The sequence below is a fragment of the Streptomyces sp. NPDC001270 genome, assembly GCF_042896695.1.
Taxonomy (GTDB): domain Bacteria; phylum Actinomycetota; class Actinomycetes; order Streptomycetales; family Streptomycetaceae; genus Streptomyces.
The window spans coordinates 1-18,422 of record NZ_JBIAXM010000009.1; the positions used below are offsets into that span (position 1 = coordinate 1).

21 protein-coding genes are annotated in these 18,422 nt (G+C 70.0%); 7 read left to right on the forward strand and 14 right to left on the reverse strand.

Annotated elements, in window-relative coordinates; genetic code table 11:
• The first annotated feature begins 374 nt into the window (after nucleotides 1-374).
• Nucleotides 375-1,400, forward strand: coding sequence for a 6-phosphofructokinase (locus tag ACFY2B_RS16625; RefSeq protein WP_390763833.1), 1,026 nt, complete (start codon nucleotides 375-377; stop codon nucleotides 1,398-1,400).
• 19 nt (nucleotides 1,401-1,419) lie between these two features.
• Here ACFY2B_RS16625 and ACFY2B_RS16630 read toward each other — a convergent pair whose 3' ends face one another.
• Nucleotides 1,420-1,713 carry a hypothetical protein gene (locus ACFY2B_RS16630; protein ID WP_390763834.1) on the reverse strand — a complete coding sequence of 98 codons (294 nt, stop codon included), beginning with the start codon at nucleotides 1,711-1,713 and terminating at the stop codon, nucleotides 1,420-1,422.
• A gap of 288 nt (nucleotides 1,714-2,001) precedes the next feature.
• Here ACFY2B_RS16630 and ACFY2B_RS16635 point away from each other — a divergent pair, with 288 nt between their 5' ends.
• On the forward strand, nucleotides 2,002-2,679 hold the full coding sequence (locus tag ACFY2B_RS16635; RefSeq protein WP_390763835.1) for a hypothetical protein: 678 nt from the start codon (nucleotides 2,002-2,004) through the stop codon (nucleotides 2,677-2,679).
• Nucleotides 2,680-2,929: 250 nt separating this feature from the next.
• On the forward strand, nucleotides 2,930-3,508 hold the full coding sequence (locus ACFY2B_RS16640) for a TetR/AcrR family transcriptional regulator (protein ID WP_390763836.1): 579 nt from the start codon (nucleotides 2,930-2,932) through the stop codon (nucleotides 3,506-3,508).
• Nucleotides 3,509-3,767: 259 nt separating this feature from the next.
• Here the strand turns inward: ACFY2B_RS16640 and ACFY2B_RS16645 are convergent, their stop codons facing one another.
• Complete coding sequence (locus ACFY2B_RS16645; protein ID WP_390763837.1) at nucleotides 3,768-4,046, reverse strand: hypothetical protein; 279 nt, start codon at nucleotides 4,044-4,046, stop codon at nucleotides 3,768-3,770.
• 105 nt (nucleotides 4,047-4,151) lie between these two features.
• Complete coding sequence (locus ACFY2B_RS16650; protein WP_390763838.1) at nucleotides 4,152-4,904, reverse strand: hypothetical protein; 753 nt, start codon at nucleotides 4,902-4,904, stop codon at nucleotides 4,152-4,154.
• 484 nt (nucleotides 4,905-5,388) lie between these two features.
• Between ACFY2B_RS16650 and ACFY2B_RS16655 the strand changes: the two genes are divergently transcribed.
• Nucleotides 5,389-5,871 (forward strand): hypothetical protein, encoded by a 483-nt coding sequence (locus tag ACFY2B_RS16655; protein ID WP_390763839.1) that lies wholly within the window; start codon nucleotides 5,389-5,391, stop codon nucleotides 5,869-5,871.
• A 205-nt stretch (nucleotides 5,872-6,076) separates the two neighbouring features.
• Entirely contained in the window at nucleotides 6,077-6,364 is a 288-nt protein-coding gene (locus tag ACFY2B_RS16660) for a hypothetical protein (RefSeq protein ID WP_390763840.1), read from the forward strand.
• Between the two features lie 265 nt (nucleotides 6,365-6,629).
• On the opposite strand, the gene ACFY2B_RS16665 is transcribed toward ACFY2B_RS16660, so the two are convergent.
• The 7 genes from ACFY2B_RS16665 to ACFY2B_RS16695 all read right to left on the reverse strand — a co-directional run bounded on the left by ACFY2B_RS16665 (nucleotide 6,630) and on the right by ACFY2B_RS16695 (nucleotide 11,687).
• A complete protein-coding gene (locus tag ACFY2B_RS16665; protein WP_390763841.1) occupies nucleotides 6,630-6,971 on the reverse strand; it encodes a hypothetical protein in 342 nt (113 codons plus the stop codon).
• 204 nt (nucleotides 6,972-7,175) lie between these two features.
• Nucleotides 7,176-7,430, reverse strand: a complete 255-nt coding sequence (locus ACFY2B_RS16670) for a hypothetical protein (protein WP_390763842.1) — start codon at nucleotides 7,428-7,430, stop codon at nucleotides 7,176-7,178.
• Nucleotides 7,431-7,608: 178 nt separating this feature from the next.
• Nucleotides 7,609-7,950, reverse strand: coding sequence for a hypothetical protein (locus ACFY2B_RS16675; RefSeq protein WP_390763843.1), 342 nt, complete (start codon nucleotides 7,948-7,950; stop codon nucleotides 7,609-7,611).
• A gap of 152 nt (nucleotides 7,951-8,102) precedes the next feature.
• Entirely contained in the window at nucleotides 8,103-8,348 is a 246-nt protein-coding gene (locus ACFY2B_RS16680; RefSeq protein WP_390763844.1) for a hypothetical protein, read from the reverse strand.
• 257 nt (nucleotides 8,349-8,605) lie between these two features.
• Nucleotides 8,606-10,018 carry a condensation domain-containing protein gene (locus ACFY2B_RS16685; RefSeq protein WP_390763845.1) on the reverse strand — a complete coding sequence of 471 codons (1,413 nt, stop codon included), beginning with the start codon at nucleotides 10,016-10,018 and terminating at the stop codon, nucleotides 8,606-8,608.
• A gap of 215 nt (nucleotides 10,019-10,233) precedes the next feature.
• The gene (locus ACFY2B_RS16690; protein WP_390764076.1) at nucleotides 10,234-10,842 is read right to left on the reverse strand and encodes a DUF6924 domain-containing protein; all 609 of its coding nucleotides are present in this window, start codon (nucleotides 10,840-10,842) and stop codon (nucleotides 10,234-10,236) included.
• Nucleotides 10,839-11,687, reverse strand: a complete 849-nt coding sequence (locus tag ACFY2B_RS16695; RefSeq protein ID WP_390763846.1) for an SDR family oxidoreductase — start codon at nucleotides 11,685-11,687, stop codon at nucleotides 10,839-10,841. Before ACFY2B_RS16695 ends, ACFY2B_RS16690 begins: the two co-directional genes overlap by 4 nt.
• Nucleotides 11,688-11,817: 130 nt before the next feature.
• Between ACFY2B_RS16695 and ACFY2B_RS16700 the strand changes: the two genes are divergently transcribed.
• A complete protein-coding gene (locus ACFY2B_RS16700) occupies nucleotides 11,818-12,765 on the forward strand; it encodes a helix-turn-helix domain-containing protein (protein WP_390763847.1) in 948 nt (315 codons plus the stop codon).
• A 136-nt stretch (nucleotides 12,766-12,901) separates the two neighbouring features.
• Nucleotides 12,902-13,252, forward strand: coding sequence for a DUF4333 domain-containing protein (locus ACFY2B_RS16705; RefSeq protein WP_390763848.1), 351 nt, complete (start codon nucleotides 12,902-12,904; stop codon nucleotides 13,250-13,252).
• Between the two features lie 170 nt (nucleotides 13,253-13,422).
• On the opposite strand, the gene ACFY2B_RS16710 is transcribed toward ACFY2B_RS16705, so the two are convergent.
• The 4 genes from ACFY2B_RS16710 to ACFY2B_RS16725 form a co-directional block, all read right to left on the reverse strand.
• Entirely contained in the window at nucleotides 13,423-14,694 is a 1,272-nt protein-coding gene (locus ACFY2B_RS16710) for a nucleotide disphospho-sugar-binding domain-containing protein (protein ID WP_390763849.1), read from the reverse strand.
• A 264-nt stretch (nucleotides 14,695-14,958) separates the two neighbouring features.
• Nucleotides 14,959-17,028 (reverse strand): DNA methyltransferase, encoded by a 2,070-nt coding sequence (locus ACFY2B_RS16715; RefSeq protein WP_390763850.1) that lies wholly within the window; start codon nucleotides 17,026-17,028, stop codon nucleotides 14,959-14,961.
• Nucleotides 17,029-17,030: 2 nt separating this feature from the next.
• On the reverse strand, nucleotides 17,031-17,795 hold the full coding sequence (locus tag ACFY2B_RS16720) for a hypothetical protein (protein WP_390763851.1): 765 nt from the start codon (nucleotides 17,793-17,795) through the stop codon (nucleotides 17,031-17,033).
• Nucleotides 17,796-18,253: 458 nt separating this feature from the next.
• Complete coding sequence (locus ACFY2B_RS16725) at nucleotides 18,254-18,382, reverse strand: hypothetical protein (protein ID WP_390763852.1); 129 nt, start codon at nucleotides 18,380-18,382, stop codon at nucleotides 18,254-18,256.
• Nucleotides 18,383-18,422: the final 40 nt, after the last annotated feature.

Consider the following 18,422-nt stretch of genomic DNA (forward strand, 5'->3'; position numbering starts at 1 on the left):
GCCCTCGGGCAGATGGGCGTGCTGGCGCGGCGGGGGGGGGGGGGCGGCGGGGGCGGGGGGGGCCCGGGGGGGGGGGGGCCGGGGGGGGGGGGGGGGGGGGGGGGGGGGGGGGGGGGGGGGGGGCCGCGGCCGGGGCCCCCCCCCCCCCCGCCCCGCAGTGCGAAGTGGGCACGGCCGGGCAGCTGGACGGAGGCTGGAAGAGGGAGAGGGAAGCCCGGAGGGAGAGGCGGAGAGGAGGCCGCCCAGCCGGATGGATGACTGATCGGACGAGTGGCTGATCGGACGGGTGACCGGCCTGACGGGCGGCTGATCAGACAGGTGACCGGTCTGACGAGTGGCTGATCGGACGGGTGACTGACGCAAGGGAGAAAGCCATGAAGGTCGGCATACTGACCGGTGGCGGAGACTGTCCCGGCCTGAACGCGGTGATCCGCAGCGTCGTCCGCAAGGGCATCGAGCAGTACGCCTTCGAGTTCGTCGGACTGCGCGACGGCTGGCGCGGAGCGCTCCAGAACCGCGTCGTCCCGCTGGACGTCTCCAGCGTGCGGGGGATCCTCCCGCGGGGCGGAACCATCCTCGGTTCCTCCCGGACCAACCCGTTCCAGCACGAGGACGGGGTTCGACGGGTGCAGGACACCCTCGCCGCGCACGACGTGGACGCGCTCGTCGTGATCGGCGGCGAGGACACCCTCAACGCGGCCGCCGGGCTCAGCGGCCTGGGGATCGGCCTGGTCGGCGTGCCGAAGACCATCGACAACGACGTGTGGGGCACGGACTACACCTTCGGCTTCGACACCGCCGTCGGCATAGCGACCGAGGCCGTCGACCGTCTGCACACCACCGCCGAGTCCCACATGCGCACCCTCGTGATGGAGGTGATGGGGCGGCACTCCGGCTGGATCGCCCTGTACTCGGGCGTCGCGGGCGGCGCCAACGTGATCCTCGTACCGGAGCGGCCGTTCGACATCGACGAGGTCTGCGGGTGGGTGAACAGCCGCTTCCGGATCAACTACGCGCCGGTCGTCGTGGTGGCCGAGGGCGCGGTCCCCAAGGACGGGAAGATGATCCTCAAGGACGACTCGGTGGACGAGTTCGGCCACGTCCGGCTGTCCGGGGTGGGCGAGTGGCTGGCCCGGGAGATCTCGCGGCGCACGGGCACGGACGCCCGCACCACCGTCCTCGGACACGTCCAGCGCGGCGGCACCCCGAGCGCCTTCGACCGCTGGCTGGCCACGCGGTTCGGGCTGCACGCCGTGGACGCGGTCAAGGACGGTGACTTCGGCGTCATGGTGGCGCTGGACGGCACCCGGATCGTCCGCGTGCCCCTCGCCGACGTCACGGGCCGGATCAAGACGGTCGATCCGTCGCTGTACGACGAGTTCGGGGTGTTCTTCGGCTGACCCGTTGCCTGTCGGGGCACTAGGGAGAGGCAGCGGCACCCAGTTCCGTGACGGTGGCACCGCCGCCCAGCCGGACGGCCGCCACCGCCGCCTGGTGCAGGTCGCGGCTGTGCCGCTCGGAACGGCAGGGGACCGGGCTGCCGGTCATGGTCAGCCACGTCGACGTGCCCGTGTACTGGACCGTCACATCGGCCGCTCTGCCGTGCCAGGTGGTGTGAACGGTCAGATCGCCCGTGACGATCCCCGCCTCGTCGGTACGCACGCCACCGCGGCCGGTGAAGACCCCCGGCGTCGTCCATGATGCGCCGACCATGACGCCGGCCTCCTTCCTGTCCGATCCTTCTGGGCCTCTTCCTTCACGATGTCCGATTGCCCATTTCAACCCATTTTCGCCCTATTTCTCCATGATGCCCGGTTGCTCCATGGTGTTCGGCCGGACACGGCCGCCGCTTGGGCCGCACGTCCCGATCCCGGGGTACGACCGGACTCACGGCGCTCGCCCCGGCGGAGCCGCACGGGCGTGCGGCCAGATCTTTGAACGGGCCACGAATTCGGTCGGACTGTGCCACCGTGTCCGTCGCGGACGATCAGAGGGGGACGGGTGACCGACGAACCGCAGCGGAGTGCCCGGATCCGCCTGGCCCGGCGGCGGACGGCCCCGGCCCACGTCCGGGCACGGGTCGCCGAACCTCAGCCGGCGCCGGCGCCGGAGCCCGACGAGGAGGCGCGGGTGCCGTGGCCGAGCAGAGTGTGGCGGATCCTGCGCGGGCGCAGTTGGGCGCAGATCGCGACGGTGATCGGAGTCGTCTCCGCCATCGGCGGCCTCTTCGCCCAGGCAGTGGCAACCTATTACGACGCCGCCGTCTCCAGGGACCAGCTGAAGCAGTCCCGCGAGAACGACAAGGACGCGGAGCGGGACCAGGCGTCCCAGGTCACGTTCTGGACCGAGGAGCCTCCGTTCGGCCGCCCGCGCACGATCCACATCGTGAACAGGTCGCCGGACGCGGTCTCCGCGGTCGCCCTGGCCGTCTCGTGGAACGGATCCGGCAAGCGCTACCTGGCCGAGAACGTGCTCGCCCCGTGCACCGTCGTCACCTACTCGGAGGAGCACCTGCTGGCCTTCCCGCGCCTGCCGTCGGACGGTCCCGAGATGCAGCGCCTGAACACCGTCCGCTACTACGTCGACAGCCTCTCCTTCGTCGACAGTCGAGGACGGGGCTGGGTTCGCTCTCTGACAGGCTGTCCCCGGGGCGCTCCCCGCTGGCGGAGAAATCCCTGAAGGCCGCGCAGAGTTGGGGAGCAGACCCGTTCCAGGACACGCTCGTGTCCGACAAGGAACCTCGGACGGAGAAGGCCACCCCGTGCGGCGACGGGAGCCGGTGAAACGACGCGGACAACCATGTGGCTCGGCCCGGGTCCGGCCGCCCCAGCGACCGACGCCCCGCGGGGTCCCTTCGGCCCGCCCCCCCTCCGAGCGGACGGGGTCACGCCGATTGCCGTACATACATACTTGTACGTACGGTCATGGGGTGACGGAATCGCACGGTGACGCCCGCGAGCGTCTGATCGAGGGAACCCGGGAACTGCTGTGGGACCGGGGCTACCTCGGCACCAGCCCGACGGCGATCTGGCGGGCCTCCGGCGTCGGCCAGGGCAGCATGTACCACCACTTCCGGGGCAAGCCCGAGCTGGTCCTCGCGGCCGAACGGCGCACCGCCGAGGCGATGCAGCGGGACATCCGGGCGTGCCTCGGCGGCCCGGGCTCGGCCCATGAGCGGATCTCGGCCTATCTGCTGCGGGAGCGCGACGCGCTGCGCGGCTGTCCCGTCGGGCGCCTGGTGGCCGATCCCGAGATCGCGGCGGACGAACGGCTCCGGGAGCCCGCGCGCGAGACGTTCGCGGTCCTGCACGCCTGCCTGGTGTCCGTGATCGAGGACGGCAAGGCCCAAGGGGAGTTCGACGCGGACCTGGACGCGGCACGCACGGCGAGCGCCTTGTCGGCCGTCGTCCAGGGCGGTCACACGCTCGCGCGGGCGGCGGCCTCCACCGAGCCGTACGACCGGGCCGTCCAGGGGGCTCTGGCTCTGCTGGACTCCGTCCGCCGGTAGAACGGGCCCCGGTCGAACGGGGCCCGTCGACCGGGGACCAGCCGAGGAGGTCCGGTCCGGCAGGCCCCGGCAGAACCGCAGTTCCGCGCGTCGGGGAGGCGACCGGATCGGACGCCGGCGCCAGGGGCACCCGGGCTCTCCGACGTGCGTACCTCCGAGCCGCCCCCGAGCCGGAAGGGAACGAGGGTGGACGGGACCGGCCAGGGTGCGCGGCCCGGAGGCGCAGGGGGGTTCGGCGGCCGAGGGGCGGCGCCGCCGGTCAGAACGCCCGGTTGTCGCAGCCCATGTCCGAACCCAGGTGGCTCTGCTGCGCGCCCGGGGACCCTTCGCCGTTCAGCAGGTTGCCGGCCAGGCCGGTGAGGCCGCTGACGCTGCCGAGCACTTCGATGTTCATGTCGTGCGAACGGCACTCGACGCCCTGCGTGATGTCGAACTCGTCGTGGCCCCGCTCGCCGTGGGCGAGGGCGGTACCGCCACCGAGGGTGCCGACGCTGCCGAGGATGGCGCCGACGAGGACTGCCTTGTGAAACCTGCGCATGGGTTCTCCGTTGGTCGAGCGGACGGGGTCCGCGTCGGATCGGGTCGGATCGGATCGGGTCGGATCGGATCGGATCGGGATTGCGGGACGAGTGCGGGCGGGCCGTCAACCGAGCCGGGGAAGCCCGAGCTGGCCGACGGGAGGCGCCGCGACCTGACCCAGGCCGACCGGTGCCAGCCCCGGTACGCTCGGCGGCCCCACCAGCGGGTTCACCTGCGGATTCAGCTGCGGGTTGATCTGCGGGTTCACCTGCGGTGCGACATGCAGCGGGGACTCCGGGCCGAATGCCTGGGGCATGGCCACCTGCGGGCCGACCTGGGGCATGACCTGCGGCATGACCTGCGGCACCACCTGGGCCGGCGGCGCGGGGGCGGCCTGCTGCGGGTACGTCGGGGCGGCCTGCTGCGGGTACGGCGACGCATACGACTGTGCCGAGCCCTGCGAGGAGGCCGAGGCGGAGGCGTAACCGGTCGGCTGTGGCGCCTGCGGGGCAGGTGCCGGAGCGGCCTGCGCGACCGGCTGCGGGGCAGGTGCCGGAGCGGCCTGCGCGACCGGCTGCGGGGCCGGCGCCGGAGCGGCCTGCGCGACCGGCTGCGGGGCCGGCGCCGGAGCGGCCTGCGGGGCCGGCGCCGGAGCGGCCTGCGCCACCGGCTGCGGGACAGGTGCCGGAGCGGCCTGCGCGACCGGCTGCGGGGCCGGCGCCGGGGCTGCGGCCTGGGGAGCCGGGTACTCGGGAGCCGGCGCCGGAGTGGCACCGCCACCTGGTACGGACAAGTCGGCGGCATGGCTGATGCCACCCCCGATGGACAGACCACTGGCCGCCGCCACGACGAGCGCGACCCTGTGAAGCTTGCGCATGAAACCCTCGGCCCTTCGATACCCGAAAAGGGAAATCCATTGCATTCGGTGCGGTCGCGCGTGCGGTCGGTGCGATATTCGCACCGCACCGTCAGCAGTGGTACTCCTGAGTTGCACACGGACGTCGCGTCGGAGTTGGCAGCGAATTCCCTCATCCCTCTTCAGGTCCTGCGGTCGCTGCCCTCTCCCCGTCGGAACGACGATTCCCCGGCCATGGTCACGGCACCTGAAAACCCGTCACCCATTTGCCGCCCACTGGCCGGACATTGCGGCCCGTACGTCCTTGCGGCAAATGGGTGACCACGATCCGGCACCCGTATCTGCGTCCGCGCGCACTTCGTTCCCCACGGACAAGAACGACGGACCGGCGCAGCCGCACAGAGCAGCAAGAAATGCGATAACTGCGCTGCCCCGTCAGCCATTTCACCCAGGTTCCGTCTCCAGGTCAATGACGTCTACAGGTCAATGAAGGGCCGAGGATTCCATGCGCAAGCTTCACCAAGTCGCGCTCGTCGTCGCGGCAGCCGGCGGTCTGTCCGCCGTCGGCGCCGGCCCGAGCTCCGCTGCCCCCGCCGCCTACAACGGGGCCGTGCCGACCCCCGTTTCACAGCCGGACGCCCAGGCCGCCCAGGCCGCCTCGGCCTCCTCGGCCCAGGCGACCGCGCAGACCTACGGCGCGCCGGCCCAGCAGCCGGCCCCGCAACGGGGCACCGAGGTCTCCCCGCAGGTCAACCCCCAACTGAACCCGCAGATCAACCCCCAGATCACACCGCAGGCCCCACAGCCGTCGGCGGGTGCCCCAGTGACCCAGAGCAGCTCGTACCGTCCGCACCAGGAGTGCAGCCCGCAGTCCCTGCTCGACGCGAACGTCCCGGTCGCACTGCTCGCCGCCGCCCAGACCCGGGGCGTCGAGTGCAGCCAGGCCAACAGCCAGTCGAACTCCCTCGCCAGCGCGCAACAGCGCTGACCACGGGGGCGACGGACGGCACGGGCCCGGCGAGCATCCCGGCCGACGGGCCCGTCGGCCTTCGCTACGGCTTTCGGGTGCTTCTGTTACGCGATCGCAAAAGCGGCGCGTCGCCGCCCCTTTTATGCCATTTCACACTAATCTCCAGTAACTGTAAAAAGTCGATCTGTCACAGATCACACCCACTCACTCCACCGGAGATGACATGCGCAAGCTTCGCAACGTTGCCGTCCTGGTCGCCGCGCTCGGCAGCATCGGGCTCGTGGGCGGCACGGCCCACGCCGACCACGGCAGGGGCGGCGACGAGGGCGGCGACAAGTTCAACATCCAGCAGAGCTCCCACTGCAAGTCGCACGACCTGAACCTCGACCTTCTCGGCAACGTCGGCCTGCTCAACGGCGCGCTGGGCAACGCCCTGAACGGCGAGGGCAACCCGGGCGCCGAGGCCACCGACATGGGTTCCACGATGGGCTGCAACAACAGCGCGCTCTGAGGCGACGGCCGACGCACAGACGCCGGCCGGTGAACGGTCCCGGCACCGGCCCCCAGGCCCGGTGCCGGGACCTTTTGTGTGCTCCGACAGGACCCGGGAGATCGAGAAGTATTCGTTCGGGTCGGCCGCCGGCAGGACGAAATGGTGATCCCCGGTTTTCCGACCGCTGATCGGAAAACCGGGGATCACCATTTCGCCACCGGCCCGTATTCCCGAAAACCGAAGACCCGGCCGGGAAATCCGGTGAGGCATTCACCAAGAGCTCTCAGAACTCGACGTGCGGCTTCTTGAATCCCTTGGGCAGCTTCGCCGTGTTGGAGCAGTCCACGTCCCGTCCGACACGGGCGGATCCGCCGCCCGTCAGCTGGTCCTCCGGAAACACGCGCGGATGGTCGGCCGCCGAGCAGTTCTGTTCCTGCTTGACGACGTGCGTGTCGTCCTCGTCGATGCGGGTCTCGCTCTTGTGCACGCAGACGGTGTCACCCTGCTCGGTGCTCTTGCAGTGACCCGAGGGCCCGTACGCGTACGCGTGTCCGGCGCCGACACAGAATGCGGCGAGACTTCCGACGAGCCCCGTGACGGTGGCGATCTTCCGCGGAGTGAACATGTGCTGTATTCCTTTACGACAGAGGCCCGGGCGCCTGTGCCATTGATCGGCATGCGCCCGGGCCCGAGAAGGTCAGACTGAGAATTCTGTGCCTGGACGCGTCGTCAGCCGCGTCCGACGGCGGGATGGCCGCAACCCGGACGCGCGACCTGATGAACCGTCGCGCGTCCGGGCTGCCTTCACCGATGAGCCCTCGGGACGTCTTTACTCGCCCTGCTCACCCTGCTGCGGGCCGTAGCCCTGCTCGGGACCACCCTTGTGCTCCTCCGGCGCGAAGCCGTGCGGCGGAGTGCCGAAATCGCCGCCGACGGCAACAGCGTTGGCCGACGAGTTGGCGACCGCGGTGACGCCCTGCGGCGCTTCGTCGTCGAAACCGCCGGCGGAGCTGATCCCGGCGCCCAGGACGGACAGCCCCGCCACGGCCACCGCTACGACTGCGGCGCGCTGAAATTTACGCATGGTTCGACCCTTTCGTGTTCAGGCGTCAACGCCCGACTTGACTACTCAACGTGATCATAACCACACATTCCGTAGTTACTCAGGATCTGCCGCGTCCCACGTGGCGCGTCGCCCCCTTCTGCCGTATCGACACAAGGAGCCGCCGGCCGGCAGGCTGCCGCGCGGGGGCGCAAGGAGCTCAGTCCGACAGACCGGGCCACCCCTGCCCGCCACCGGTTTCCTCCGGCGCACCCGATGCCGTGGGGGAACAGGTCACCTCGGGCCCGAACCGTGTCGGCCCGCCCGCCAGGGCGGCGGGCAGCGCCAGACGGCGGACCGGCTGACAGGTCTCCTGATGGGGGGCGGCGCCGCCCTCGGAGATCCAGCCTTGGATCCGCTGGGAACAGGTGACATTGCCCTGGAGGTCGCGCGTGCAGGTCCCCGGCCCCGCGCCGGCCTGTGCCTGGGCGATGCCGGTGCAGGCCACGGCGAGGCCGCCGAGGAGTCCGGAGACAGCCGCGATCTTCTTCCCGCTGAACATGTGATGCGTTTTCCTTTTCAGGGACGCCCGAGAACCGGCCCCGCCGGGCTCCGTCTTCGACGCTCAGGCAACCGGCCGGGGGGTACGGGACCCGTCGAGACTCGCTGCGAAGGGTCCCGCGCCGAGCGTCGCTGACGATGACGCAGCAGGTCTCAGCCGTTGAAGGCACTGCTGTTGTACTGGCCGCAGGCGTTGTCCAGGGTGCCGGCGACCCCGAGCACACCGACCGGGATGTCGTTCTCGGACACCGTCTGCGGGCTGCATTCCTGGTACGGGCGGTAGAGGTCGGACACCCGCGGCCCGTCGTCGGAGGTGGTGGCGGTGGCCGTGCCGACGCCGACCGCGGAGAGGCCACCGGCCGCCACCGCTGCGATCACGACCTGCTGAAGCTTGCGCATGGAACCCTCGGTTCTTTGCTCATCCATCAAAACTGGTTGCCTAGCGTGACTGCCAAAACACTAGCAGTAGCGGCACATAGCATTCCACACGGGACATCCGCCCTGAGAGGGACATAACCCACCAGAATCAACGGGTTACCTCTGACTGCCCATTCGGCGACGGGGTTGACCCGCGGCACAGGGGCGCGCCTCACGTGAGTCCGCGTCAGGTGCGGCACCTGCCGATGCCAACCCGCCGGTTGCGGACGCCAGTTGCGTCAAGCGGGCGCCGACGCCGCGATCCGCAGGTCCTCGCGCGCGGGCACCGAGGTGATCACGTCCCGCAGTCGCTCGACATACCGCCGCACGTTCCGGTACGCGATGTCCGTGTCCGGATAGCGGCAGGCGAACCACAGCCCCTCGTGCAGCCGGTTGACCCACGCGCACAACTGATCGCCGTACGACACCCGCAGCAGCCCGTACGCCTTCTTCTCGGGCCAGTCGGCCGAGCCGGGGGTGAGGCGGGCGTCCACGTACGAGATGATCGAGTACATGTCGGGCGAGGTCGGCCGGAAGTCCGTGCCGAGCAGGCGCAGTACGCGGGCCAGCGGAATGCGCGCCAGCGCCCGGTTGGCCCGCAGCTCGGCGCGGACCGTGGCGAGCGCGCCGTCGAAGTCCCGTGCCGCGGGCACCTCGATCGGTGCGCCGCCGACGTACCAGCCCACGGAGTCCGACCACGCGGACCTCAGCCGGGTGTGGAACGGCACGACCGTGCGGTAGACCGGCTGCCCGCCGAGTTCGTGGACGATCAGACTGGTCGCCGCCAGGACGCCCACCAGGCTGCCGCCGTAGGGCCGGCAGTGCGCCTCGAACACGGCGGCGGCGTCCGCGTCGACGAGCGGCTCGCACATCAGCTTCTGAGCGGGCAGGACCTCACCGGGCCGCAGACCGAGGTCGACGGGGAACTCCGGCAGCCTCCCGTCGCACCGGCCGATGAACTCGCGCCAGCGGGCGACGATCGCGTGTGTGTCGTCGATCCCGTCCGCGTTCACCCGCTCCTGCTCGCAGAAGTCGACGTAACTCCCGGCGGGCACGCCGCCGGCCGGCCGCCCGGTGACGCCCGCCCGGTACAGCTCGTGGACCTCGTCCGGGATGCGCTGGAGGGAATAGGCGTCCACATTGGTGTGGTCGAAGGCCATGTACACGCTGGTGGAGTCCTCGCGTACGACCGCCGCGTAGATGAGGTTCGGCCAGCCGAGCGCGTCCGCCGCGATGTCGAATCGGTCCTGCAAGTACCGGATCAGCGCATGCGTGTCACCGAAGTCGCCGACCACCGCCCGGTCCAACGCCACGTCGTCCTCGTCGAGCGTGAACCGGTGCATGTCCTCGCCGGCCCACCTGAAGCCGCTGCGCAGCGTCTCGTGACGCAACGTCCAGACGCGCAACGCCTGTTCCAGCACGTCGAGATCGACCTGGCCCGGCAGGTCGAACGCCGTGCCGAGCCAGGTCGGTACGAACAACCCGTCCTCCCGCACCGACCGGGCCGTTCTGATGTGCGACTCCTGGATGTACGCCGGCGGCCGCGGATCCGGCGGCAGTGCCGCCGCGGCCGCGATGGTCGCCGGGCTGAACGTCCACTCGACGAGCCGTCCGGGCCGGACCTCGCAGCGCTGGATATCAGAAATTCGCACAGTGGCGTCTCCTTCGCAGAAGACACCAGCTTGCTCGATCAAGGGGGAGCCGTGCGCGAGCGGTGGTCGCTGTGTCGTCGGCATTTCAGCGGGACGTGTGACACCTCGAACGGCGATGCGATACTCCGGGCGACGACCGGCCTCGTGGCCCGTGCCGTCGTCCGTGTCGCCGCGCCCCGCGCCGTCGTAACCTCCCCTTGCGGGGCGGCTTCCCGTCAGTGGGGCGGTTCGCCGGCGAACTCCTCGAAGTCCATGGTGGCGAGGGCCAGGTTGCCGTGCAGGGCGTGCGGGGTCCCCAGGGCCGGTACGCGGTACGGCTCGGTCGGCTCCTCCGGGTCGGTGCTCACCGCGAGCAGCGTCGGTTCCGGCCCCGTCATGCTCGCGGCGTCGGCGAGGAAGACCACGTCCCAGCCGCACTCGGACGGTTCCCCGCCGTCCTCGGGCGCGGTGAGGGCGGCGAGGACGTCGGCGAAGGTCGCCTCCGCCCACTCCGGGTCGTCCACGGACAGGATCTCCTCCGTGAGGCTGTCACCGTCCCCCGTCGTTCGCGTCGTTGGCTTCGTTCGCGTCGAAGACCCAGGGCTGGTCGAGCGGCCCGCAGCCGCAACCAGGCCGCCTCGTCCCGGAAGTCGGTGCGGACGAGCAGGAGGGGCGGACAGTCCTCGTCGGTGTTCGGCAGGACGCGCACGGGCGATGCTCCTTGCAACAGGCGTCCTGGACAGCTGCGTTGACGATGCGCCCGAAGAGTGGAGGCCGGGCCCGACAAGAGCCCTGGCAGCTCGTGTGCTGGGCCCGGGGCACGGGTGCCCCGGGCCCGGGGTCAGCCCTGCTGCACGGGGACGACGATCAACTCGGCGATGTTGACGTGCGGCGGCGCGGAGACGGCGAAGGCGATGGCTTCGGCGATGTCCTCGGCGCCCAGGGGCCGCAGGTCGGTCCGCATGCGCACGAGCGTCGCGCGCATGTCCCCGTCCTGCATGTCCGATCCCAACTCCGTGACGGTGACGCCGGGTTCCACGTTCTTCACCCGGACGCCGCGGGGCCCCAGTTCGGCGCGCAGATTGCGGGTCAGGTGGGCCACGGCGGCCTTGGTGGCGCAGTAGACCGACCAGTTGGGGTAGAGGCTGTGGCCGGCCACGGATCCGACGTGCACCAGGTCCGCGGGCCGACCGTCGGCCGCGGCGGCGAGGAGGTCGTCGGTGAAGACACGTGCCGTGTGCAGCAGACCCCGCAGGTTCACGTCGATCATGCGGTCCCACTCCTCGGTCCGGGCGTCCGCGAAGGGGGCACCGAGCATCGCTCCGGCGCCCGCGACGACGAGATCCACGCGGCCGAGGCGCGAGCCGACGGTGCGGGCCGCCGCCTGTACGGCCTCGGGGTCGGTCAGGTCGACGGCGAGCGGCAGGACCGTCCCGGTGGCCGTGTCCCGCGGCCGGTCCGTCCCGGTGGCCGTGGCCCGCAACCGGTCCGCCAGTTCGTTCAGCCGGTCCGCGCGGCGGCCCAGGAGGGCGACGGCGGCTCCGGCCGCGGCCAGCCGGCCCGCGGTCGCCGCGCCGATACCGCTGGAGGCGCCCGTCACGACGGCGACCCGACCGGTGAGGGGCCGGGCGACGCCGTCCGACTCGGCGGTGCGGAGCCCGGCGGGTGTGGTGGTGTGTTCTGAGGTCATGTCCTCGACCCTGCGGCCGGTGCGCTGCGCTGCCCAGGCCGCCGCTCTCCTGCCACCGCCCGTGGTAGGAGTTCCACGGCCACCTTCCGGTCTCCCGTTCCCGCCTCCGGCCTGCCTAGGCTGAAGAACCATGGACAGGACGCCGGACAGAACACCGGGCAGGACGCCAGAGGGGACGAACCCGCTCGGCGCGTACCTGCGTGCCCGGCGTGCGCTGGTGCGGCCCGAGGACGCGGGAGTGCCGAACGCGGGCCGGCGCCGGGTGGCGGGACTGCGCCGGGAGGAGGTCGCCCTGCTGGCCGGTGTCAGCGGCGACTACTACGTACGGATGGAACAGGGCCGTGAGCGGAACCCCTCCGCCCAGGTGGTCGACGCCCTCGCCCGTGCGCTGCGCCTGGACCCGGAGGCCACCGACCACTTGCACCGGCTGGCCCGTCCGGTCCCGCAGCGGGCGCCCGCACGCCCGCGTCCCGAGCGGGTCGGCCCGGTCCTGCTGCGGATGATGGAGGACTGGCACCGCACCCCGGCCGTGGTCCTGGGCCGCCGCATGACCGTGCTGGCCCACAACACCCTGGGCCGGGCACTGTTCGCCGGCCACACCTACAGCGGTGACCTGGTACGCCTGGTGTTCCTCGATCCGGACGCGCGCGTGTTCTACCCCGACTGGGACGAGGTGGCGGTCAACACCGTGGGCGGCCTGCGCGCGGCCGCGGGCCCCGACCGCCACGACGACCCCCACCTGATCCGCACGGTGGGGGAACTGTCCCTGAAAAGCGCTGAGTTCCGTCGGCTGTGGGCCCGCCACGACATCCGGCAGAAGACCCACGCGACCAAACGCTTCCGGCACCCCCTGGTGGGCGAACTGACCCTCGACTACCAGTCGCTGACCGTCAACGGCACCCCGGACCAGCAACTGGTCGTCTACCGGGCCACCCCTGGCAGCGCCTCGGAACAGGCCCTCGCCCTGCTGGGAAGCCTGACCGCCGATCCCCCGGGCACGGACCCGGCACCGCCCGGCAGCGCACCCCGGAGCCGGACGGGACCCAGCGACCCGACGGGCCCTTCTGACAGGCCCTAGGTGTATGGGTATTGATGCGTCCGAACGAAGCCACGGCGACGCATCGACCGCCGGGAGCACTTCGCAGGGACCGAGAGGGACTTCACGTCACCACAGAGAGTTGTATGAGCACGGACAGCCGGATAGGACTGTCCGCGTGACTGATCAACGCAGCTTCGCCCGTACCGTCATCGCGCTCTCCCTGGCCGTGATCGCCTGTTGTGCGCTCACTTTCACCATCATGCTGCTGGCCGGGAGTCCCGCCGTGCAGCCGCAGCGCGTCCTGGATCAGGACGCGCTGGCGCGGGCCGTGCTCAACAACGTCAATTCCACCGACTTCGCCAAGCCCCCGACCATCGATGATGTCAGCTGCCCCGCTTCCGTCCCCGTCGAGGCGGGCCAGGAGTTCGAGTGCAAAGTCGACGGCGTCGGCGACGGCCACACCAGCGGCCATGCCTGGGTCAAGGTGAAGATCCAGAACGATCAGGGCGACCTGTCACTGAGCTGAGGAACGGCAGAGCGAGCGGGACCGCAGCCGTGGGCTCGGGGCCGTCCCGGTCCCTGCCGGCGGCAGCAGTGGACCGCTTGTAGCCCCAGGCCAGGGGCAAGACCGTCAAACGCCCCGAGACCCTCACGGCCATCGGCAAGCCCGGAAGACCTTGGTGGATGAGGAACAAGCTAGGCGAGGGTGAGCCGCTCGATCTCGGCAAGCGCGTCGTGTGCGGAATACACCTGCGCGAGGCGCCGTACGGTGTCCCGCACTTCGGTGTCCTTGAGGAGCCTCTCGGTGGCCGCGGCCACCTCTTCGGGCGCGGGAGTGGCCGTCCGCAGGTCGATCCCGAGGCCGTGGTACGCGACCCGCGCGGCGTTCGCGGGCTTGTCCTCGGTCGTTCCGGCGGCGATGACCGGCACTCCGGAGGCCAGCGCCTGATGGATGCCACCGGCGCCACCGTTGGTGATGTACACGTCGGCCTTCGGCAGCAGCACCTCGAACGGGATGAAATCGGCGACCCGCGCGTTGGCCGGCACCGGGACGGACAACGCGTCGACCTCACGGCCCAGGGCGGCCACCACGGTGACGTCGAGGTCGGCGAGACCAGCGAGGGCCGGTTCGATGAGCTGGGAGACGTCCCGGTTGGCAAGGGTTCCCTGGGTCACGACGACGACCGGGCGTGAACCGTCCAGCTCGGACCACCAGGCCGGAGGCTGCCACCCCGCGGGGCGCTGCGCGGGCAGGTGCCCGACCAGGTGCAACGACTCCGGGGCGTCGCTGCGTTCGAACTCGAATCCCGGGACGGTCAGGGCGACGGTCACATCGGGAACGGTGATGACTCCGTCGGCGAACGCCGGGAACGTCGCGGTCGCGCCCATGGCGCGCAGGACCTCGTTGAGCCGCTCCTGCGTCGGCTGCGCCGCTTGCGCGAACCCCGCGTTGGCGGCGCGGTTGGCCGCTTTCTGGTCCTGGCCCGGTTCGACCGGCACGGGCCCGAAGAACGTCGTGTCGTCGCTGCTGAGCGCCAGCGGCACCACGGACACCCCGACCCAGCGGCGCGGCCGGCGGCCCGGTACCCCCATGGCGGTCGGCACCGCTCCCAGGAACAGGGCATTGCAGATCAGATACTGATCGGGGTCCTGGTCGAGCAGTTCCTGCAAGGCCGCGTGCTGGTCCGGCATGGGATTGACGAAGGTGTACGTCCAGTCGTAGTTGAGCTGTTCGGGGCCGGGCGTCAGACGCATACGTTCCGGTACCTCCGCCAACAGCCGGTCGTCGAAGTCCGCATCGCCGGTCAGCGGCGCGAAGCCGAGACCCATGCCCTCGACGGTCGTACGGAAGCGGCTGCCGGTGAGCACGGTGACCTGGTGCCCGCGACCGGTGAATCCGCGTGCCACTTCGAGCAGAGGGGCCAGCTCGCCGGTGATGGGAGGTGACGCCACGATGATCTTTGACATGAAGAACCCCTGGGGCACGGGTGCTTGACGCACGGCGGAGCCACCGCTGCGGACCACGATCGTGCTGAATCACCGACAGTAGTCCAACTGCCCTGCCTGCAAAGGCTGTCCCGACACACGCGGCGTCCGCCCCGCAGGACCGGCCATACTCATGGACAGCCCGGCTCGCCGCACGGCCATCCGTCACCACCGGCCTCGGCCTCTGCCCCTGTCTCCGGGCCTCGGCTCCGGGCCTCGGCCCCGGCCCCGGTCCACCGGAATGCGCTAACCCAGCAGCATCGCGATGCTCTCCGTCGCCAGGGAGTCCACCCGTACGGCCACCGCCTCGTCGAGGTCTGTGCCCGTGGAAGCGAAGTAGGCCAGGAGCGACCCGCGGACAACCGACCTGACGTCGCCCGCCCCGACATCGATTCCGGCGTCCCGCAGGCCCGTCAGCTCCTTTGTGGCAGTCGCCAGGGCTTCCTCCACGGAGCGATTCGGGTTCGCCGCTCCGTCCGCGATCCGGCGACAGACCACGACGCTGTCGAGGTTGGAGGGCTCACGAGCACCGGCCTTGACGACGCTGGTCGTCATCTCGCCCTTCACCGGCTGGACGGCCATCACGACCCAGCCGGAACGGCGGAGCGAGTCGACCACCCGCACCCAGCCGCTGATCCGGGCCTGATGGAAGGTGAAAGCCAGCAGTCCGCCCGGCTTCAAGACCCTCGCGCACTCGGTCCACACGGCCTCGATCGCCTTCCCGAATTCCACCGGGTCGGCATGCTGAACTTCGCCCGCTTGACGGGTCGTTGCCGCACTGGAGTAATCGGAGTACGGCCGCATGCCCCGAAGCCATGCGTGGAAGAAGTCCGCCAGCTCGGCATAGTGGACGTTGTCCATATAAGGCGGATCGGTGACGACCAGATCGACCGATTCATCGGGGATGTCCGTGTCTGCCGAGTTCCTGGTGGCGACGTAGGCGACCTGCCCCTCAGCCGCGGCAAAGGACTCCCACGAATCAGCAACAGTCGCGCCCAGCGGCTTCGATACGCCGGTGACGCGCTCGATCCCCGCACCGCGGCCGACGAGGTCGGCGGGGTGCGTCTTGTACTCGTGGGCGCGGTGCAGCCGACTCTTGTAGAGCGTGGAGAAGGCACCCGAAGACTGCGGCGTACCCCAGGGATGCGCCTCCAGTGGAGTCCTCTCCGGCTTCAGGATGTGATGGCTGAACATGTGCCGCACCGCACCCGTGCCCTCGCCCTTGAACGACGTGAACAGGTTGTTGAACTCCAGCGTTCCGGAGAAAAGGGCGCAGAGCGCTTCACGTTCGGGAGCGGGCCCGGGAAGGTCGCGGATCGCCGTCGCGATGAGCGAGAGGGAAACCAATTGGCGTGCGTTGAAGAAGTCACGCCACTCGCGGAAGTTCCACTTCAGGGCCTGGTCGGTGTTGTTGCCGGGAGCCAGCTCACCGTGCGGGAGCACAGCGGAATCCGGTAGATCCGCAAGCGCTTCGACACACCGCTCGTACAGCTCGCGATCCCATTCCGTGATGGGTTCGTAACTCTTCGTGCCGTCAGGGTTGGCCACCATCTTGGCGTACATCTCGTACGCCGGTCGCGCCCCACCGAGAGCGCTGAGGGTCTTGAATTCGTGACCGCGCGGGCAGGTGGCCGACTGACCCCGCACCGCACCACGCTGCGTGATCCTGTGGCCGCTGGAGCACATCTCCACGTCGAAGTCGTACCGGCTCTCCTGGACCGCCAGACATTCCGGGCAGACAAGCTGCGCCTTGGGCACCCGCTTCGGGTACGCGTTCTTGGAGAACACCGGAGAATCAAACAATCGCACGACTTCGGAGCAATCGGGACATGCGACGGTAGCGACCCAGAAGTAATAGAGAACGGTCCTGCCATCCTCCGTCCGGTGCAGGCTGTCGACCTCTGACCGGCAGGCCGACTCGACCGCCGCGAAGGCATTTTCCAGTGCCGCCAGGTCCCACGGCTGAACGGCTTGGCGCTGGACCAGCGTCGCCACGGGATTGATGTCGAAACAAATGGCCCTGGCCCCGAGCTTGAGAGATTCCACGCCGGTGATGCCCGAGCCGGAGAAAGGGTCGAGCACTACGGCACCGGCCAGATCGAGCGATGATCCGTAGGCCCTCTCCGCGTCGGCTCCCTCAGGTGTCGTCGCCGACGCGAGAATCCCCCGGAAGACCGTGCCGAGGCGCTTCGCCCACCACTTGTGGGTGCTGGTGGCCGGACGGTGGACCTCTTTGCGCCAGGACTCCTTCGTGCCGACCTCGCTGAGCATCGCCGCCGGAAAGGCCGACTCCAGACTGGTGCGGGCCGGCACCACGGCTACCACAGTCGGGCTCCCGTGAGAGAAACGGTCTTGGAGTCACCCGCGCCACGCGACCGATAGGCGTGGAAGCTGTGGACCATTCCCGCCAGGGGGTTCGGCGCCTTGTACACCACCATCTCGTTGGTCTGGAGGTTGAACTCGTAGGACACGACGACCTCGTCGACCTCGATCCGGTTCAGCTCTCCCACCTTTACCAGGGCGTCCGACTGCGGCTCGAAGCCGGCGGGCACGATCAGGGTCGCGAGCCCCGCGGTCCCGGAAGCCAGTGCGTACGGCGTCGGCACCACGTACATCTTGCGGTCGCGAACCAGAATGTCGCCGTACGTGCCGAAGCCACGGAACGACCTGTTCTTGTGGACGTACTCACTGTCCGCGTTGAGGAAACTGCCGTGACACACCACAAGGTCCACGACGGGGTACTCGTCGACCCCGCGCTCCGACTTCGGGTACCGGCCGAACACGTAGAAGACCTCGCGTCCGCCGTGATCACCGGTCGGCACCTGGGAGTTGGAGTCGTAGTCGGCCTCCCGGCCGGGGAACTCCAGGCCCTTGACCTCGTAACCCTCCGGGTGATGGATGAGCCGGAAGTCCGGATACGTGTTCCGACCGGGCTCGTCGTACGCCAGACCGCAGGCCTCGATACGCGCCTGCACCCAGTTCTGGAAGTGGTACTCCTTGTCACTGGCGGAGACACGCCGGATCAGGTCACCGTCCGCCCGTGCCCGCTCACACTCAAGAAACACCTGTTCGACGGCGCTCACTGCCACCCTCTGTCACTCTTCGCGTCCACCCGCATCGCCCCTCTCGGGCACCATGCCTTGAGGCTACAGAACGCCCCGCATGCCCACGGGCCGTGTCCGCACTGAACGAAAAATCCCAGCTCAGACATTGTCCAAGCTGGGATCCGGTGGAGCCGCTTTCGGGATTCGAACCCGAGACCTACGCCTTACGAGACCGTGAGGGATCATGTTGCCTCGTACCAGCTGGGTGCTGTCTGATGCCGCCCTGCCTGATCAGAGCGGCTGCGGCGTCCTGATCGGTGATGCCTCGTGCCGCGCCGCCCAAAGGCGTCCGGCCACCGGCTGGCCACCGGGGGAGTCGCTGAGCAGCGCAGCGCGGTGTTGGGGTCGAGATGCAGGTGACCTCCAACAAGCCACTGCCGGCTTTTCACCAGCCCGCCGGCGCCGTCCTGAGTCAGCGGCCCACGGCCACGCCACCGTCAGTCCGAGCCGAAGACCTCAATGCCGCATTTCGCAGCACCGCTCCGTTCGATCCTCGCATCACTGGTGATCAGCGTTGCGGCGAGAGCCTCGGCCAGGGCGACGTACTGCGCATGGTAGGCGCTCACGTTTCCGTGGAGAGCCTGAACGCGATCACCTCGTCCGCGC

Coding starts and splice junctions, on each gene's coding strand:
- ACFY2B_RS16625 (WP_390763833.1), top strand. CDS start 375: ATGAAGGTCGGCATACTGACCGGTGGCGGAGACTGTCCCGGCCTGAAC.
- ACFY2B_RS16630 (WP_390763834.1), bottom strand. CDS start 1,713: ATGGTCGGCGCATCATGGACGACGCCGGGGGTCTTCACCGGCCGCGGT.
- ACFY2B_RS16645 (WP_390763837.1), bottom strand. CDS start 4,046: ATGCGCAGGTTTCACAAGGCAGTCCTCGTCGGCGCCATCCTCGGCAGC.
- ACFY2B_RS16650 (WP_390763838.1), bottom strand. CDS start 4,904: ATGCGCAAGCTTCACAGGGTCGCGCTCGTCGTGGCGGCGGCCAGTGGT.
- ACFY2B_RS16655 (WP_390763839.1), top strand. CDS start 5,389: ATGCGCAAGCTTCACCAAGTCGCGCTCGTCGTCGCGGCAGCCGGCGGT.
- ACFY2B_RS16660 (WP_390763840.1), top strand. CDS start 6,077: ATGCGCAAGCTTCGCAACGTTGCCGTCCTGGTCGCCGCGCTCGGCAGC.
- ACFY2B_RS16665 (WP_390763841.1), bottom strand. CDS start 6,971: ATGTTCACTCCGCGGAAGATCGCCACCGTCACGGGGCTCGTCGGAAGT.
- ACFY2B_RS16670 (WP_390763842.1), bottom strand. CDS start 7,430: ATGCGTAAATTTCAGCGCGCCGCAGTCGTAGCGGTGGCCGTGGCGGGG.
- ACFY2B_RS16675 (WP_390763843.1), bottom strand. CDS start 7,950: ATGTTCAGCGGGAAGAAGATCGCGGCTGTCTCCGGACTCCTCGGCGGC.
- ACFY2B_RS16680 (WP_390763844.1), bottom strand. CDS start 8,348: ATGCGCAAGCTTCAGCAGGTCGTGATCGCAGCGGTGGCGGCCGGTGGC.
- ACFY2B_RS16695 (WP_390763846.1), bottom strand. CDS start 11,687: ATGACCTCAGAACACACCACCACACCCGCCGGGCTCCGCACCGCCGAG.
- ACFY2B_RS16700 (WP_390763847.1), top strand. CDS start 11,818: ATGGACAGGACGCCGGACAGAACACCGGGCAGGACGCCAGAGGGGACG.
- ACFY2B_RS16710 (WP_390763849.1), bottom strand. CDS start 14,694: ATGTCAAAGATCATCGTGGCGTCACCTCCCATCACCGGCGAGCTGGCC.